The 15,223-nt window shown below is 65.1% G+C and carries 16 protein-coding genes and 1 other RNA gene; 7 read left to right on the top strand and 10 right to left on the bottom strand.

The window, feature by feature from the left end:
* Nucleotides 1-102: 102 nt before the first annotated feature.
* A complete protein-coding gene (locus AC0L21_RS25455; protein WP_473264478.1) occupies nt 103-612 on the top strand; it encodes a TIGR02281 family clan AA aspartic protease in 510 nt (169 codons plus the stop codon).
* Between the two features lie 191 nt (nt 613-803).
* Entirely contained in the window at nt 804-2,303 is a 1,500-nt protein-coding gene (locus AC0L21_RS25450; RefSeq protein WP_219682996.1) for a phosphomannomutase/phosphoglucomutase, read from the top strand.
* Between the two features lie 168 nt (nt 2,304-2,471).
* Here AC0L21_RS25450 and AC0L21_RS25445 read toward each other — a convergent pair whose 3' ends face one another.
* The 9 genes from AC0L21_RS25445 to AC0L21_RS25405 form a co-directional block, all read right to left on the bottom strand.
* Entirely contained in the window at nt 2,472-2,981 is a 510-nt protein-coding gene (locus AC0L21_RS25445) for an Lrp/AsnC family transcriptional regulator (protein ID WP_473264477.1), read from the bottom strand.
* Between the two features lie 67 nt (nt 2,982-3,048).
* On the bottom strand, nt 3,049-4,002 hold the full coding sequence (locus tag AC0L21_RS25440; RefSeq protein ID WP_473264476.1) for a sugar kinase: 954 nt from the start codon (nt 4,000-4,002) through the stop codon (nt 3,049-3,051).
* An 8-nt stretch (nt 4,003-4,010) separates the two neighbouring features.
* On the bottom strand, nt 4,011-4,949 hold the full coding sequence (gene nudC, locus AC0L21_RS25435) for an NAD(+) diphosphatase (RefSeq protein ID WP_473264475.1): 939 nt from the start codon (nt 4,947-4,949) through the stop codon (nt 4,011-4,013).
* Nucleotides 4,950-4,960: 11 nt separating this feature from the next.
* Nucleotides 4,961-5,380: an HIT domain-containing protein gene (locus AC0L21_RS25430; RefSeq protein WP_473264474.1), complete on the bottom strand. Its 420-nt coding sequence runs from the start codon at nt 5,378-5,380 to the stop codon at nt 4,961-4,963.
* Between the two features lie 278 nt (nt 5,381-5,658).
* A complete protein-coding gene (locus AC0L21_RS25425; protein ID WP_473264473.1) occupies nt 5,659-6,786 on the bottom strand; it encodes a muconate cycloisomerase family protein in 1,128 nt (375 codons plus the stop codon).
* Nucleotides 6,783-7,538, bottom strand: coding sequence for an SDR family NAD(P)-dependent oxidoreductase (locus tag AC0L21_RS25420; RefSeq protein ID WP_473264472.1), 756 nt, complete (start codon nt 7,536-7,538; stop codon nt 6,783-6,785). Before AC0L21_RS25420 ends, AC0L21_RS25425 begins: the two co-directional genes overlap by 4 nt.
* Entirely contained in the window at nt 7,538-8,332 is a 795-nt protein-coding gene (locus AC0L21_RS25415) for an amino acid ABC transporter ATP-binding protein (RefSeq protein ID WP_473264471.1), read from the bottom strand. Before AC0L21_RS25415 ends, AC0L21_RS25420 begins: the two co-directional genes overlap by 1 nt.
* Nucleotides 8,329-8,991 (bottom strand): amino acid ABC transporter permease, encoded by a 663-nt coding sequence (locus AC0L21_RS25410; protein WP_473264469.1) that lies wholly within the window; start codon nt 8,989-8,991, stop codon nt 8,329-8,331. Before AC0L21_RS25410 ends, AC0L21_RS25415 begins: the two co-directional genes overlap by 4 nt.
* Nucleotides 8,992-9,210: 219 nt before the next feature.
* Nucleotides 9,211-10,056 (bottom strand): transporter substrate-binding domain-containing protein, encoded by an 846-nt coding sequence (locus AC0L21_RS25405; RefSeq protein WP_473264467.1) that lies wholly within the window; start codon nt 10,054-10,056, stop codon nt 9,211-9,213.
* A 193-nt stretch (nt 10,057-10,249) separates the two neighbouring features.
* Between AC0L21_RS25405 and ffs the strand changes: the two genes are divergently transcribed.
* From ffs to AC0L21_RS25380, 5 genes are all read left to right on the top strand, one after another.
* Nucleotides 10,250-10,346, top strand: an RNA gene (ffs, locus tag AC0L21_RS25400) — signal recognition particle sRNA small type.
* A 94-nt stretch (nt 10,347-10,440) separates the two neighbouring features.
* Nucleotides 10,441-12,258: a DNA polymerase III subunit gamma/tau gene (locus tag AC0L21_RS25395; RefSeq protein WP_473264466.1), complete on the top strand. Its 1,818-nt coding sequence runs from the start codon at nt 10,441-10,443 to the stop codon at nt 12,256-12,258.
* A gap of 26 nt (nt 12,259-12,284) precedes the next feature.
* Nucleotides 12,285-12,614 carry a YbaB/EbfC family nucleoid-associated protein gene (locus AC0L21_RS25390; protein WP_007597704.1) on the top strand — a complete coding sequence of 110 codons (330 nt, stop codon included), beginning with the start codon at nt 12,285-12,287 and terminating at the stop codon, nt 12,612-12,614.
* A gap of 1 nt (nt 12,615) precedes the next feature.
* Complete coding sequence (recR, locus tag AC0L21_RS25385) at nt 12,616-13,218, top strand: recombination mediator RecR (protein WP_007604678.1); 603 nt, start codon at nt 12,616-12,618, stop codon at nt 13,216-13,218.
* 26 nt (nt 13,219-13,244) lie between these two features.
* Nucleotides 13,245-13,682: a hypothetical protein gene (locus AC0L21_RS25380; RefSeq protein WP_473264465.1), complete on the top strand. Its 438-nt coding sequence runs from the start codon at nt 13,245-13,247 to the stop codon at nt 13,680-13,682.
* 8 nt (nt 13,683-13,690) lie between these two features.
* Here AC0L21_RS25380 and AC0L21_RS25375 read toward each other — a convergent pair whose 3' ends face one another.
* On the bottom strand, nt 13,691-15,055 hold the full coding sequence (locus AC0L21_RS25375; protein WP_473264464.1) for an AmpG family muropeptide MFS transporter: 1,365 nt from the start codon (nt 15,053-15,055) through the stop codon (nt 13,691-13,693).
* Nucleotides 15,056-15,223 lie beyond the last annotated feature (168 nt).

The raw sequence follows: 15,223 nt of genomic DNA, 5'->3' as shown, positions 1-15,223 counted from the left end.
TCCGCTCATCCTTTTCGTCAAAATAGCACCGCTCTGGCCGCAGCGTCGCTCGCGGAGCGGCCTGCCGCGTGGTGAAATCGAGCTTCGGCTTCGAGTGGTGTGATGCGTAACATAATGATCTTCGCGGCGATCATGATCGGCCTCGGCACCTTCATGGCGCAGATGGCGGACAGGATGAGCTCCGCCTCGGCGACGTCGGTGCCGCGTACGGTAGCAGTCGCGTCTACCGCGCCGGCCGGCGGCCGTAGCCTCAACATCCCCCGCGACGGCCGCGGCCACTTCCAGACCGAGGGCCGGATTGAAGGCCAGCGCATCGGCTTCATGGTCGACACCGGCGCCTCCGTGGTTGCGCTGAACGAGACCTCGGCCGCCCGCTTCGGCCTGCGTCCCTCGCGCAGCGATTACAACGCTACCGTCTCCACCGCCAACGGCACCATCAAGGCCGCGCGCACCCGCATCGCCATGCTCGATGTCGGCGGCCTCGTCGTACGCGACGTCGATGCCATGGTGCTGCCCGACGAGGCGCTGTCCGAGAACCTGCTCGGTCTCTCCTTCCTCTCCCGCCTCAGGCGGTTCGAATACGCCAACGGTCAGATGGTGCTGGAGCAGTAAAGGTCCTCCCAAAGGCTCCGGCGACCACATACTCTCAAGAAAATCTCTATTTCGATTGCTCTCGCGGACAGGTTTCCCCGTTACCAAACTGCCGCAATTATCATCCATAAGCTGCCATTCCCGCCTTCCGCTGCAGCCCGGCATTCGCTAAGGCTGCATCAAATCTGGCTCTTTTTTACGAGACCGTCTCAATGTTCCCCAAGCCGAAATCCGTGTTGCTGCCCAACACCTATGCCTTCGAGTCCGAGCCGATGGTGAAGGCCACGGGCTTTCGCGAATACGACGCGCGCTGGCTGTTCCAAAAGGAAATCAACCTGATGGGAATCCAGGCGCTCGGCATGGGGCTGGGCGCGCTGATCGCGGAGCTCGGCGTCAGCCAAGAGATCGTCACCGGTCATGATTTTCGCGGCTATTCGGCTTCGATCAAATATGCCCTGATCTCCGGCCTGATGGCGGCAGGTTGCAAGGTGCACGACATCGGGCTCGCGGTGACGCCGATGGCCTATTTCGCGCAGTTCGATCTCGATGTGCCCTGCTGCGCCATGGTCACGGCCTCGCACAACGACAATGGCTGGACCGGCGTGAAGATGGGCGCGAATCGGCCGCTGACCTTCGGCCCGGACGAGATGACGCGGCTGAAGGAGATCGTGCTGGGCGCCGAGTTCAAGAACAAGGCCGGCGGCTCCTATCAATTCCACGAGAATTATCCGGCGCGCTACATCGCCGATCTCACCAGCCGCCCGAAGCTCAAGCGCAAGCTCAAGGTCGTCGCGGCCTGCGGCAACGGCACCGCCGGCGCGTTCGCGCCGCAGGTGCTGGAGGCGATCGGCTGCGAGGTGATCCCGCTCGACACCGAGCTCGACCACACCTTCCCGAAATACAATCCGAACCCCGAGGACATGGAGATGCTGCACGCGATCCGCGACGCGGTGCTGCAGCACAAGGCCGATGTGGGTCTCGGTTTCGACGGTGACGGCGATCGCTGCGGCGTCGTCGACAACACCGGCGAGGAGATCTTCGCCGACAAGGTCGGCGTGATGCTGGCGCGCGACATGTCGGCAATCCACAAGGACGCGCAGTTCATCGTCGACGTGAAGTCGACCGGCCTGTTCATCACCGATCCGGTGCTGCAGAAGCAGGGCGCGAAAACCACCTATTGGAAGACCGGGCATTCCTACATGAAGCGCCGCACCCATGAGACGGGTGCGCTCGCCGGCTTCGAGAAGTCCGGCCACTTCTTCTTCAACAAGCCGTATGGACGCGGCTACGACGACGGTCTCGTCTCGGCGCTCGCGATCTGCGACATGCTCGACCGCGCCCCCGGCAAGTCGATGGCCGATCTCAAGAACGCGCTGCCGAAGACCTGGTCGTCGCCGACCATGTCGCCGCATTGCGGCGACGAGGTGAAGTACGGCGTCATCGACAAAGTCGTGAAGCACTTCGAGGGCTTGCAGGCGAAGGGCGCCAAGATCGGCGACCAGTCGATCCGCGATCTCGTCACCGTCAACGGCGTCCGCGTCACGGTTGAGGACGGCAGCTGGGGCCTGGTGCGAGCCTCCTCCAACAAGCCCGAGCTCGTCGTCGTGGTCGAGAGCCCGGTCTCCGAGCAGCGCATGCACGACATGTTCGAGATGGTGAACAGCGTGCTGCGCACCCATCCCGAAGTCGGCGAGTACAATCAGAAGATTTGAAGTGTAAGCAAGTCGCCACGCACGCCGCTGTCATGCCCCGCCTAGTGCGCAATTGCGCACGGGGGGCGGGGCATCCACTACGCCGAGGCTTCTCGATCGATTTCAGTCGTCACGGCGCATTGGATCGCCCGGTCAAGCCGGGCGATGACAGTTTACTTGTAGTGAGCCTTAAGCCGCCACCACCGCCGGGATCGGCAGCGCGGTGACCGACTTGATCTTCTCCATCGCAAAGCGCGAGGTGACGTTCTTCAGCGGCACGGCGCTGATCAGTTTCTTGTAGAACACGTCATAGGCCTGCATGTCCGCGACGACGACGCGCAGCATGTAGTCGACGTCGCCGGCCATGCGATAGAACTCCATCACCTCGGGCATGGCGCTGACGGCGTCGGCGAACTTCTTCAGCCATGCGTCGGAGTGGTCGGAGCTCTCGACCGACACGAACACGGAGATGCCGAGCCCGATCTTGTTCTGGTCGACCAGCGCCACCCGCTTGGTGATCACGCCGTCGGCCTCCAGGCGCTGGATGCGCTTCCAGCAGGGGGTCGAGGACAGGCCGACGCGGTCACCGATCTCGGCGACGGAGAGGGAGGCATCGTCCTGGAGCACCATCAGAATCTTGCGGTCGATGGCGTCGAGGCGGCGGCTGGTCTCGGGGAGCTGGACAGCAAGATCGGTCATTTGCAGAACTTTGTTCCATTTCAGGGGCTGATTTCCCTGATATAGAGAAAATCTTTCCACGGCAAGCCTATATTCTCGCCGCCTCGGTGGAATCCCTCTGCTGCCCGCTTCGCAAAAGCTCTTCAACTTCAACGCGTTGCGGGGCGGCTAGGCCGCCGCCGAGGCGGGTGCATTTCAGCGCTGCGGCGGCCGCGGCGAATCGCAGCGCCTGCCGCACGCCATCGCCCTCGGCGAGGCAAAGCGTGAAGGCGCCATGGAAGACGTCCCCGGCGCCGAGCGTATCGACCGCCTCAACCGCGAACGCCGGGGTCTCCTCCAGTGCGCCGGCCTCGTTCAGCCAGATCGTGCCATGCGGACCGCGCGTGGCGGCGAGGAAGGCTGGCGTCAGCCCGGCCAGGCGCTGCAACGCCTCGCCGTCATCGGCGATGCCGGCGGTCTCCTGCACCTGTTCGCTGGCGAACAGCAGGTGCGAGGCGGCCGTGAGCATGCCGTCCTGCAACGACATCGCGCGATCGACGCCGACGATGACGGCAATGCCGCGCCGGCGTGCCTCAGCGCAGAGGCCCGTGCCGAACGATGCGCAGCGGCTCTCGACGAGCACCGCCTGACAACCGGCGAGCAGCTTGTCGGCGTCGGGCAGCTGCACGGTGAACAACGCGGGATCGCGATAGATAGTGAGCGTTCGTTCGCCCGAGGGCTCGATCATGATCGCCGACACCGGCGTCGTGAGCCCCGGCATGCGGACGATGTGTGTGGTCTCGATAGCTTCAGCTTGCATCCGGTCCAGGATGAAGTGGCTCGACGTCTCCCCGGCATCGCCCATGGGTCCGGCAAAGGAGACGCGGCCGCCAAGCCGCGTGATGGCGATCGCGGCGTTGAGGGCGTTGCCGCCGCAGATCTCCGCGAGATGGCTGGCATTCGCCTTGCTGCCGCGCGCAGGCACGGCATCGACGCGAAAGGTCAGGTCGCGAACGGGAATGCCGATGCAGAGGATGCGCGGCGCGATCACAGAGTGCGCCATCTCCGGTCTCAGCTCTTGTCGTGCACCCAGCGGCCGAGCAAATGATGGGCGATGGCGAACGGGTGCGGGCCGGCGAGCCCGTCGGGATGCGTCCGCGTCAGCATCAGGGCGGCCTCCTCGCGCGTGAACCAGCGCGCATCCTCCAGCTCGGAATGATCGACGACGATGTCCTCGCTCACGGCCCGCGCGCTGCAGCCGATCATCAGCGATGACGGATAGGGCCAGGGCTGGGTCATATAATATTCCACGTCGGAGCAGCGGATCCCGGATTCTTCGAGGATCTCGCGGCGCACCGCGTCCTCGATGGTTTCGGCGGCCTCGACGAAGCCGGCGAGGCACGAATACATCCCCGGCGGAAACTGCTTCTGGCGGCCGAGCAGGCATCTTTCGCCGGCGCCGACGTGCATGATCACGACGGGATCGGTGCGCGGGAAATGCTCGGCCTTGCAACTCGGGCACTCCCGCTTCCAGCCGCCTTCCTTCATCGCGGTACGGGTGCCGCAATTGGCGCAATAGCCGTGGCGCTGATGCCAGCTCACCATCGACTTCGCCATCGCGATCGCCGACAGCTCCTGCGGGGGCACCGCGCCCTGCATCGCCATGCCGCGCAGCTCGCTGAGGGCGTAGTCTTCGCGCCCGACCAGCTTCTCGGACGCGGCCTGCGACAGGCCCATCCCGAACATCGCGGCGCCGTCACGCAAGCCTAGGAAGATCGTGCCCGGATTGGCGCCGCATTTCAGCGCCTCCTCGATCGAGAGCAGCGCGCGCACTTTTTCGCCCTCGCGCTTCACCAGCAGCGAGTCGCGGTAGACGACATAGGCGCGCGACGACGGCTTCTGCTCCATCGCGAACAGCTTTTCGTCGTCGCGGCGCAGGTGCGCGGCGCGGTCGAGAATGTTGGTGACGAAGGCCGGTTGTCCCAGCGGAAACGAGTTGAATGCTGACATGTCTTGTTCTTTCAACCCAACCAGATCTTGCGGCGAAGCGCGCTGATGAAATTCTGCACCTCTGTGGCATCGTGCGCCAAGGGCTGCATCACGCCCCAGACCGGCCGCGGCCAGGCGGCGTCACCGGTGCGGCGCGCGATGATGTGGACGTGAAGCTGCGGCACGAGGTTGCCGAGTGCCGCGATGTTGAGCTTGTCGCATTGGGTGATCTCCTTCAGCGCGCGCGAGACGCGGGAGATCTCCGTCATTAATTGCGCCTGCTGCACCTCGTCGAGATCGATGATCTCGACCGCATCGGCGCGCCGCGGCACCAGCAGCAGCCATGGATAATGCGCGTCCTTGATGACCAGCACCTTCGACAACGGCAAATCGCCGATGTCGATAGTGTCCTCTTTCAGACGGGAGTGCAGCGACCAGACGGGTTCGGACATGAAGGTTTCCGGATGGCCCGATGGGTATCGGGCATGGCGGGGCGGAACCCCTGAATATTTGCTCCGACCATACGACAGCGATTCCGGTAGGGGAAGGATGGCGCTCCGCAGGGGCCGCATACGCGATCGTCGTCCTGGACAAGCGCAGCGCAGATCCAGGACCCACTACCACAGGATTGGGCTTGGCGAAGTTTCGGGGTTTACCGACTTCGTGCCACAAACTTCTCCTTGGGGTAATGGGTCCTGGCTTTCGCCAGGACGACGGTGGGGGCGTGCTTTTACGCCTCCGCAAGCACCCGCGCATTGGCGCGGACCGAGGCTTCGCTGACGCGGATGCCGAGGCCCGGGCCGTCCGGCACCACGACGTGGCCGCCGCGATTGGCGACGCGCTCTTCCAGCACGTCCTCGGTCAGCACATGATGCGGCATGTAGAATTCGCAGCCGAGCGAGATGCCCGGCGTCGCCGCGATCAGCTGCGTCCCGGCGGCAAGCCCGATGCCGCCCTCCCACAGCGTGCCGCCATAGCCCGGCAGCCCGGCGACGTCGGCGATCGCCATGATCGCCTGCGCCTCGAACAGGCCGCCGGCCTTCATCAGCTTGATCGAGACGGCATCTGCCGCCTCGCGGCGCACCACCTCCATCATGTCGCGGCGGTCGAAGCAGCTTTCGTCGGCGAGCACGGGCGTCTCAAGCGCCGCGGTGAGCTGGGCCATCACGTCGAGAAATTTGCGCGGCACCGGCTGCTCGATGAAGGTCGGCGCAAACTGCTCGACGTCGCGCAGGATCTTGATGGCACCGAACGGCGGCAGCGCCTGGTTGTAATCGACGCGTAGATCGACCTTGTCGCCGAATTCTTTCCGGATCGCCGCGAGATGATCGAGATCCTCGCGATGCGGCTTCACGCCGGTCTTGACCTTGTAGATGACGTTGCCGTCCGGAACCATTTTCCGCATGCGTTCGAGATCGGCGGCGAAATCCGGATCGGCGATCGAGAACGACAGCGGGATCGTGTCGCGCACGCGGCCGCCGAGCAGGTCGGCGACCGAAAGTCCCGACGACTTGCCGACGATATCGAGCAGCGCCATTTCGATCGCGACCTTGGCTTCGGCATGTCCGACCAGCGCGCGATCGAGCTCGGCCATCAGCGCGCGGATGCGGCGCGCCGACTTGCCCATCACGATGGGCCGCAAATAGATGTCGAGCGCGGAGAAGGCCGCTTCCGGCGTTCCCGTGAACACTTCCCACGGTGCCGCCTCGCCCCAGCCGATCACGCCATCGTTCGACGTCAGCTCGATCAGCACGCGCTTCACCGTGCCCTTGACGTTGCCGACGCCCTGGAGGCGCGCCATCTTGATCGGGCTTTCGATCAGGAACAGCCTGATGCGTTCGACGGTCGCTTCGGTCATGTCAGGCCTCCATTGACGTGCCAGACCTGGCCTGTGACGTAGGATGCTTTTGGGGAGGCCAGGAAGGCGATGATCTCGGCGACTTCCTCCGGCCGCCCGCGGCGACCCATCGGGATCAGCGCCTCGGTTGCGGCGATCTGTTCGGGTGACAGCCGGCTTTCGCTGGGCCTGTCCTTGACGATGAGGCCCGGCGCGACCGCGTTGACGGTGATGCTCTCCTTGGCGAGCTCGACTGCGGTGAGGCGCACCAGCGCTTCGAGCGCGGAGCGGCTCGCGGCCGTCGCTGCGAAGGGCGCGAACTCCGGCCGGATCGCATGCGCGACGAACGACGACACTGCCACGATCCGCGAATCCTGCCCTGCGCGTAGCAGCGGGAGCGCCGCGTCCACCAACCGTGTGAACGCCAGCGCAGATTCGTCCATTGCCTTGCGGAACTGATCCGCCGGCGTACCGATGGCGCTGCCGCGGCGGGCATGGCCGCCGACCAGGATCAATCCATCGAGCCGGCCGAAGGCGCCTTGCGTAGCGGCGACGGCGTCGGTGACCGCGGCCTCCTCGGCGAGGTCGCCGAGGCATTTCGCAACGATCGCGCCTTGCGCTTCGGCTTCCGCCGCGGTGGCGTCGAGGCCGGCTGCGTTGGAGCGCGTGTGCAGCAGCAGCGCGGTGCCGGGCCCCGCGAGCAGTTTTGCAGTGGCGCGGCCGATCCCGCTGGCGGCACCGGTGACAAGATAGACGCGGTTGATTTCAGGCATCACGGTGCTGCGTTGGCCGGCGGCAATGCGCCGGTGCGGTGGAAATGGCTGAGGAATGCGCGCGTAGCGGCTTCCTGCGGGTTGTCGATCACCTGCCGCGCCGGGCCTTCCTCGACCACGACACCGTCGCGCATGAAGATGAGTCGTTCGGCGACCTCGCGGGCAAAGGCGATCTCGTGCGTCACGATGACCATGGTCATGCCCTCCGACGCCAGCTGCTGGATCACGGCGAGCACCTCGCCGACAAGCTCGGGATCAAGCGCGGAGGTGGCCTCGTCGAACAGCATCACGTCCGGCTCCATCGCGAGCGCCCGCGCAATCGCGACGCGCTGCTTCTGTCCGCCGGAGAGCGTTGCCGGATATTGATCCGCCTTCTCCGCAAGGCCCACCTTCGCGAGTTGGGCCCGCGCCAGCTTCTCGGCATCAGCCCTCGCCATGCGCCGCACCGTGACCGGCCCCTCCATCACGTTCTGGAGCGTCGTCATGTGCGGGAATAAATTAAAATGCTGGAACACCATGCCGGTGGTCGCGCGGAATTTGGCCTGCGTCTTCACGTCAGGCAGCTTTGTGCCTTCTCCGAAAGCAAAGCGCGTGTCTCCGACGCGAACGCTGCCGCCGTCGGGTGTCACCAGGAGATTGATGCAGCGGAGCAGCGTCGACTTGCCGGAGCCGGACGGGCCGATCAGCGCCACGACACCGCCCTTGGCGACGTCGAGGCTGATGCTCTTCAAAACCTCGTTGCTGCCAAAGCTCTTGCGCAGGCCACGGATCTCGATTTTCGACATCTCGCTCATTCGCCGATTGCCAGTCGTTTCTCGCCGCGCCGGACCATGATGGTCAGGGGAATCAGGATGGCCGCATACGCGACCGCGACGGCGGTGTAGGTTTCCAGCGGGCGGTAGCTGTCATGAGCAGCGACCTGGCTCTGATAGACCAGATCAGGCACCGCCAGCACCGAGACCAGCGAGGTGTTCTTGAACTGGATGATCGACTGGTTCATCAGCGCGGGAATCATGCGCTTGATCGCCTGCGGCAGCACGATGCGTCGCATGCTCTGACCCGGGGTCATGCCGAGCGCGGCGCCGGCTTCGGACTGGCCGCGATCGATCGAGATGATGCCGCCGCGGATGATCTCCGAATAGAACGAGCCGCCATAGAGCGACAGCGCCAGTGCGGACGCCGTGATCGGCGTCATCTCGACACCCGCCAGGATCGGCAGCGCGTAATAGAACCAGATCAGCTGCACCAGGATCGGCGTGCAGCGGAACGCCTCGATGAAGGTGAGCGCGAGAAGGCGCACCGCGCGAAAGCGCGACAGGGTGCCGAACGCGCCGAACAGGCCGAAGACGAGGCCGAGCACGACGATGACCAATGTGAAGCCGACGGTGACGCCGAGCCCGTTGAGAAAGAGCCAGCGATAGCTCCAGAGGATGCCGAAGTCCCACTGATACATATTCTCTTGGACCTCAGCCGCTAAGAAACTTGGTTTGGCAGAGCCGCAGTCTCACTGCACCTCTCCCGCTTGCGGGAGAGGTCGGCGCGAAGCGCCGGGTGAGGGCTCTATCCTCTTGGGGAGTCTCCCTAGAGGAGACACCCTCTCCCCAACCCTCTCCCGCAAGCGGGAGAGGGGGAGCACAGGCGCTCGGGAAGCCCGATCCAAATTCAGCACACCTTACAGCGAAACGCCCGGCGGAATGTCCGCCTCGGTCACGCCCACCAACTCCATGTTGGTGATGATCGCGTTGCGGATGAAGCCGAGGCCCTTGTTGAAGTCGATCCAGGTGTTGACGTAGTCGCGCCAGGTCTTGTCGGTCTCGCGGCGGAAGCCGGCGTTCGACGTGGTGGCGAAGATCGGCGTCGGCAGCACGAACTGGCCGAGCGACGGATTCTTCTTCAGGACGGTCAGCGACAGCATGGTGATCAGGCACTGCGCGTCGACGCGGCCGGTCTGCAGCGCGGCGGTGGCGTCGTCGGCGGTCTTCAGCCGCGAGATCTGCGCCTTCGGCATCAGGCGGCTCACGACCTGGTCGTGCGAGGAGCCCTGGTCGACCGCGATCTTGACGTCGGGCGAGTTCAGCTCGGCCCAGCTCTTCGGCTTGAAATCCTTCTTGCAGAGAATGCCGAAGGCGTTGTTGAAGACCGGCACCGAGAAATCGACCACCAGCGCGCGCTTCGGAGTCGGGTTGAGGCCGAAGAAGATGTCGATCTTGTTGGACTGCAGGTCGAGCACCGAATTGCCCCAGGTGGTCTCGGTGATCTCGAGCTCGGCCTCCATATCCTCGGCAAGCGCCTTGGCGATGTCGACGTAAAATCCCTTCCACTGGCCGGTCGAAAGATCCTTCATGTAATAGGGCGCGCCGCCGCCGACCGCGCCGATCCGCATCTTCTTGGTGCGGCGGATGCGGGCGAAGGTCGATTCGTTGGTATCGGCGGTCTGCGCCACGGCCGGGGAGGCCAGCGTCGCCGCAGCGATCGCGCCAAGACCGACAATCGATGCAACATCACGACGTGTAACCATTGGGATCAATCGCTTTTCTGTTGGAAGGAGTTCCGGCAGCGTTCTTACCAAGGCGCCTCCGGCAGTGAAAGCACAGCGTATCGGCTGGGCAGACCGGGAATTGCCCGGATGCTGGGCAAGCCACCGTGAAGCCCAGCCTGTTCAAGCCGATACCCGCTTGCTTTCCGGTCCTTTTGGCCCCAAATAGGGACCGGGAGATTGGCGGTGGACGAGCCACTCGCCAACCGGGTCAGGTCCGGAAGGAAGCAGCCCTAACGAGGTCCGGATCGGGTCGCTCGTCAGTCTCCTACCTGTTTTTCCGAGCGAATTGCGCCGGCGGCTCGGGCCGCCAGTGCGCTCCTTTCCGCAAAGCCGGCCGAAAGACACTTCATTGCGGATCGACCGATGACCGACGCTGGCGCCCCTCCCAATCCTGATAGCGCCGGCCAGGCCAGCACGCCCTACCGGGTGCTGGCGCGGAAATACCGTCCTTCCTCATTCGACGATCTGATCGGCCAGGAGGCCGTGGTCCGCACCGTCTCAAATGCGTTCGAGACCGGCCGCATTCCGCAGGCCTGGATCCTCACCGGCGTCCGCGGGGTCGGCAAGACCACCACTGCGCGCATTCTTGCCCGTGCGCTCAACTACGAGATGCCGGATGGCTCGGTGAAGGGCCCGACGGTCCAGATGCCGACGCTCGGCGTGCATTGCCAGGCGATCATGGAAAGCCGGCATATGGACGTGCTGGAGATGGACGCGGCCTCGCATACCGGCGTCGACGATGTCCGTCAGATCAATGACAGCGTCCGCTACGCGCCGGCCAGCGCCCGCTACAAGGTCTACATCATCGACGAAGTCCACATGCTGTCGACGGCGGCGTTCAACGCCTTCCTGAAGACGCTGGAGGAACCGCCGGAGCACGCCAAATTCGTGTTCGCCACGACGGAGATCCGCAAGGTTCCGGTGACCGTGCTGTCGCGCTGCCAGCGTTTCGACCTGCGCCGCGTCGAGGCCGACGTGCTGATGAAGCATCTCGCCAACATCGCGGCCAAGGAAAACGTCGAGATCGAGCCTGAAGCGCTCGGCATCATCGCGCGCGCCGCGGAAGGCTCCGTGCGCGATTCGCTCTCGCTGCTCGATCAGGCGATCGCGCATGCGGCAGGCACCGTGAAGGCCGATGCCGTCAGGCAGATGCTGGGGCTGGCCGACCGCACCCGTGTCATCGATCTTTTCGATTCTCTGGCGCGTGGCGACATCGCATCCGCATTCAGGGAGTTCCGCGATCAATACGACGTCGGCGCCGATCCGATCGTCGTGCTCTCGGATCTCGCCGAATTCGTCAATTTCGTCACCCGCGTGAAGATCGTGCCGGCGACCGCCGACAATGTCGCCTATGGCGAGACCGAGCGCGTGCGCGCTCGGGATTTCGCCTCGAAGATCTCGATGCGCGTGCTGTCGCGGATGTGGCAGATGCTGCTCAAGGGCATCACCGAAGTGCAGGCCGCGACGCGGCCCGCGGCAGCCGCCGAGATGGTGCTGGTGCGCATCGCCTATGTCGCCGACCTGCCGACGCCTGACGAAGCGATCAAGATGCTGGAGCAGAACGGCGGCGGTTCGCCGGTCGTGAGCGGCGGCAGTGCCGCGCGCAACGCGCCGGCCGGGCCGGTAGCGTCCGCAGCTCCAGTTCGCATGCCGAATTCTTCACCGTCCTCCTTCGGCGGCGGCGGTGCCCGTCCGCAGATGGCAACGCCTGCGCCGGATCCGCAAGCTGCCGCGCCCGTGTTGCGCGTCACGAGCTTCACCCAGCTCGTTGCGCTGGCCGGGCAGAAGCGCGACCTCCTGACCAAGGGCGCGCTCGAAGGCGACATGCGCCTCGTTCGTTTCGAGGAGGGCCGGCTCGAAGTCGCGCTCGAGCCCAACGCCTCCAAGACCATGATTTCCGATCTCGCGCGCAAATTCGAGCTTTGGACCGGGCGTCGCTGGACCGTGATCGTCTCCAACGAGCCAGGCCAGCCGACGCTGCGCTCGGTGAGCCAGGCGGCCAAGCAGGAACATGCGCGCACCGCCGAGGCCGACCCGCGCGTGCGCGAGGTGCTGTCGCGTTTTCCGGGTGCGAAGGTCGTCGAGGTCCGCAGGCTTGCCCCCGAGGCGCCGGAATCCGATATTAATGCCGACTACGGCAGCGACGATCCGCCCGACGGTTCCGACGGCGACGATCTCTAGAGCCAAATTTTCCAAGGACAGCACCGATGGTCGATATTTTCGGCATGATGAAGCAGGCGCAGCAGCTGCAATCCAAGATGCAGGAGATGCAGGACCAGCTCGCCAACGTCGAGGTCGAGGGCATCTCCGGCGGCGGTCTCGTCGCCGTGCGCATGACCGCGAAGATGGACGTCAAGGGCGTCAAGATCGATCCTTCGCTGATGAAGGCGGAAGAGCGCGAGGTGCTCGAGGATCTGCTCGTCACCGCGTTCGGCGAGGCCCGCCGCAAGGCGGAAGCCGCCATGCAGGAGAAGATGCAGTCGCTCACCGGCGGGCTCGGCCTGCCGCCGGGGCTGTCGGGGCTGTTCGGCCAGTAATATGGGCGCTGTTGCGGGTCCTGAAATCGAGCGGCTGGTCCAGCTTCTCGCGCGGCTGCCGGGCCTCGGCCCGCGCTCGGCGCGGCGCGCCGCGCTGCATCTGATCAAGAAGCGCGAAGCGCTGATGATGCCGCTGTCCTCGGCGATGCAGGTCGCGCTCGAGAAGGTCCAGGTCTGCAAGACCTGCGGCAACATCGACACGCAAAGTCCCTGCACGGTCTGCACCGATCCGAGGCGCGATCCCTCGATCATCGTCGTCGTCGCCGACGTTGCCGATCTCTGGGCGCTGGAGCGCGCCAATGCCACGCAAGGGCGCTATCACGTGCTTGGCGCGACATTGTCGCCGCTCGACGGCGTCGGCCCGCAGGACCTCACCATCGAGGCGCTGGTGGCGCGCGCGCATGAGGCGCAGGTGCATGAGGTCATCCTGGCGCTGAATGCCACCGTCGACGGCCAGACCACGGCACATTACATCACCGACCTGCTTCAGGACGCCAACGTAAAAGTAACCCGGCTCGCCCATGGTGTCCCGGTCGGTGGCGAGCTTGATTATCTCGATGAAGGCACGCTATCGGCCGCGATGCGGCAGCGTACCCTGTTCTAGCCATCCAGACTCACGGAACGGACGACATGACGAAACTTTTCGCCACACGATGGGCTTTGCTCGCGACGCTGACGATGCTGGCGACGCCGGCCATCTCCGCGCAGCAGGACGACGGCGCTCCGCCGCCGTCGAAGCCCGGCAAGCCGATCAATGCCGGCGAGGTGCTCTCGGGCGAGCTGAACACGATGAAAGTGCGCGACGTCAAGAACGTCGGTAAGCGGATTGCGATGTACCAGATCACCTCCGAGCCGCGCCGGCTACCGCCGCCGAACGGACTGTGCAATCTCGAGACCGGCCCCGAAACCTTCCAGCTCGTTCCCAGCGGCGACGCCCAGGCCGCACAGTTGAAAACGTTCGCCGGCAAGGAGATCTCGGTCAAGGTCGACGAGATCGCCTGCGCCAACGATCCCGGCCAGATGAGCGAGGCCGTGATCACGAAGTGGAGTTTGATCAAGAAGCAGTAGGGGCGGCGCTAAACCCTTACCGGCCCCAGCGCATCAAAATGCCCGCGCTTCTGCAGCCAGGCCAGCAGCACCAGGCTCGGGATCGCCACCAGCATGCAAATCACGAAGAACAGCGGCCAGCCGGTGGTATCAGCCACGAAGCCGGCGCCTGACGAGAGATAGGTCCGCCCCACCGCGGCAAGCGCTGTGAGCAGCGCATATTGCGTTGCCGTGTGCAGCGGGTTCTGGCAGAGCGCCGAAAGATAGGCGACGAAGATCACCGTGCCGATGGCGCTGGTGAAGTTCTCACAGGTGATGGCGAAGGCGAGCGCCCATTGGCTGGTGCCGACGAAGGCCAGCCAGGAGAAGGAGAGGTTCGCGAGCGCCTGCACCACGCCGCCGATCCAAAGGCTGGTCGCAAGCGAATAGCGCCGCGCGACGAAGCCGCCGGCAAAGCCGCCGATCAGCGTCGCGGCGAGACCGACGCCTTTCACGATCGCCGCATAGTCGTTGCGGGAGAAGCCGAGGTCGATCACGAACGGCGCGGTCATCGTGCCGGAGAAGGCGTCGGTGAACTTGAACAGCACGACGAAGGCGAGTGCCGCAAGCGCGTCCTTGCGCGTCAGGAATTCGGAGAAGGCGCCGACCGCCGCGTGCAGCACGCGCGCCAACGCGGTCTGCGTCTGCGTCGCGGCTTCCGCCCGCACCGACTGCTCGGGCTCGGTCGCGACCAGCGCCGTGATCGTCCCGATCAGCACCATCGCCGCCATCACCACATAACCCCACATCCAGGCGGACGTGCGGGTGATGCCGGTGCTCTCGAAGCCCGACACGATGAACAGCGCGCCGGCGGTCGAGACCAGCATGCCGATGCGATAGGCCGCGACATAGGACGCCATGCCGGCGGCCTGCTCGCTTTCCGGCAGGCTCTCGACGCGGAAGGCGTCGACCACGATGTCCTGCGTCGACGAGGCCGTCGCCACCAGCAATGCGCCGAGCGCGACGTAGAACGGCGAGCGCGCGGGATCGGTCAGCGCCAGCAGCAGGATCGCTGCGATCAGCAGCAATTGCGAGAACAGCAGCCAGCCGCGCCGCCGCCCGAACGCGCGCGTGAACAGCGGCACATGCATCGCATCCACCAGCGGCGCCCACAGGAATTTCAGCGTGTAGGGCGTGCCGACCAGCGCAAACAGCCCGATGGTCTTGAGATCGACGCCCGATTCCCGCATCCACACCAGCAGCGTCGAGCCCGACAAGGCCAGCGGCAGCCCGGACGAGAAGCCGAGGAACAGCACGATCAGCACCCGCGGTTGCAGGTAAACGGCAAGGCTGTCACGCCAGGAGGTGGGGGCCGTGCCGGGGCCGGCAGGGGAGGTCGCGTCGGGTGCGGTCATGGCAGGGTGTTAGCAGATTCTGGTGGTCACAAGGGAGGTGTCGTTACTGCCGGCCAGAAGGGAGGTTGTCGTGGGGGGGGGGGGGGGGGGGGGCGCCGGGTGAGAGAAGGGGCGGGAATTGTGGGGGGGGGGGGGGCGCAAATAGTAGTTAGATATAAGATAGTGATT

The organism is Bradyrhizobium sp. WSM4873, assembly GCF_055811355.1.
Note: the sequence above shows the minus strand (reverse complement) of the source record. Positions and strands in the feature narration are given on the sequence as shown.

Excerpts from the sequence above, each read along its gene's own strand:
- AC0L21_RS25455 (WP_473264478.1), top strand. The coding sequence starts at position 103 with ATGCGTAACATAATGATCTTCGCGGCGATCATGATCGGCCTCGGCACC.
- AC0L21_RS25450 (WP_219682996.1), top strand. The coding sequence starts at position 804 with ATGTTCCCCAAGCCGAAATCCGTGTTGCTGCCCAACACCTATGCCTTC.
- AC0L21_RS25445 (WP_473264477.1), bottom strand. The coding sequence starts at position 2,981 with ATGACCGATCTTGCTGTCCAGCTCCCCGAGACCAGCCGCCGCCTCGAC.
- AC0L21_RS25440 (WP_473264476.1), bottom strand. The coding sequence starts at position 4,002 with ATGGCGCACTCTGTGATCGCGCCGCGCATCCTCTGCATCGGCATTCCC.
- nudC (WP_473264475.1), bottom strand. The coding sequence starts at position 4,949 with ATGTCAGCATTCAACTCGTTTCCGCTGGGACAACCGGCCTTCGTCACC.
- AC0L21_RS25430 (WP_473264474.1), bottom strand. The coding sequence starts at position 5,380 with ATGTCCGAACCCGTCTGGTCGCTGCACTCCCGTCTGAAAGAGGACACT.
- AC0L21_RS25425 (WP_473264473.1), bottom strand. The coding sequence starts at position 6,786 with ATGACCGAAGCGACCGTCGAACGCATCAGGCTGTTCCTGATCGAAAGC.
- AC0L21_RS25420 (WP_473264472.1), bottom strand. The coding sequence starts at position 7,538 with ATGCCTGAAATCAACCGCGTCTATCTTGTCACCGGTGCCGCCAGCGGG.
- AC0L21_RS25415 (WP_473264471.1), bottom strand. The coding sequence starts at position 8,332 with ATGAGCGAGATGTCGAAAATCGAGATCCGTGGCCTGCGCAAGAGCTTT.
- AC0L21_RS25410 (WP_473264469.1), bottom strand. The coding sequence starts at position 8,991 with ATGTATCAGTGGGACTTCGGCATCCTCTGGAGCTATCGCTGGCTCTTT.
- AC0L21_RS25405 (WP_473264467.1), bottom strand. The coding sequence starts at position 10,056 with ATGGTTACACGTCGTGATGTTGCATCGATTGTCGGTCTTGGCGCGATC.
- AC0L21_RS25395 (WP_473264466.1), top strand. The coding sequence starts at position 10,441 with ATGACCGACGCTGGCGCCCCTCCCAATCCTGATAGCGCCGGCCAGGCC.
- AC0L21_RS25390 (WP_007597704.1), top strand. The coding sequence starts at position 12,285 with ATGGTCGATATTTTCGGCATGATGAAGCAGGCGCAGCAGCTGCAATCC.
- recR (WP_007604678.1), top strand. The coding sequence starts at position 12,616 with ATGGGCGCTGTTGCGGGTCCTGAAATCGAGCGGCTGGTCCAGCTTCTC.
- AC0L21_RS25380 (WP_473264465.1), top strand. The coding sequence starts at position 13,245 with ATGACGAAACTTTTCGCCACACGATGGGCTTTGCTCGCGACGCTGACG.
- AC0L21_RS25375 (WP_473264464.1), bottom strand. The coding sequence starts at position 15,055 with ATGACCGCACCCGACGCGACCTCCCCTGCCGGCCCCGGCACGGCCCCC.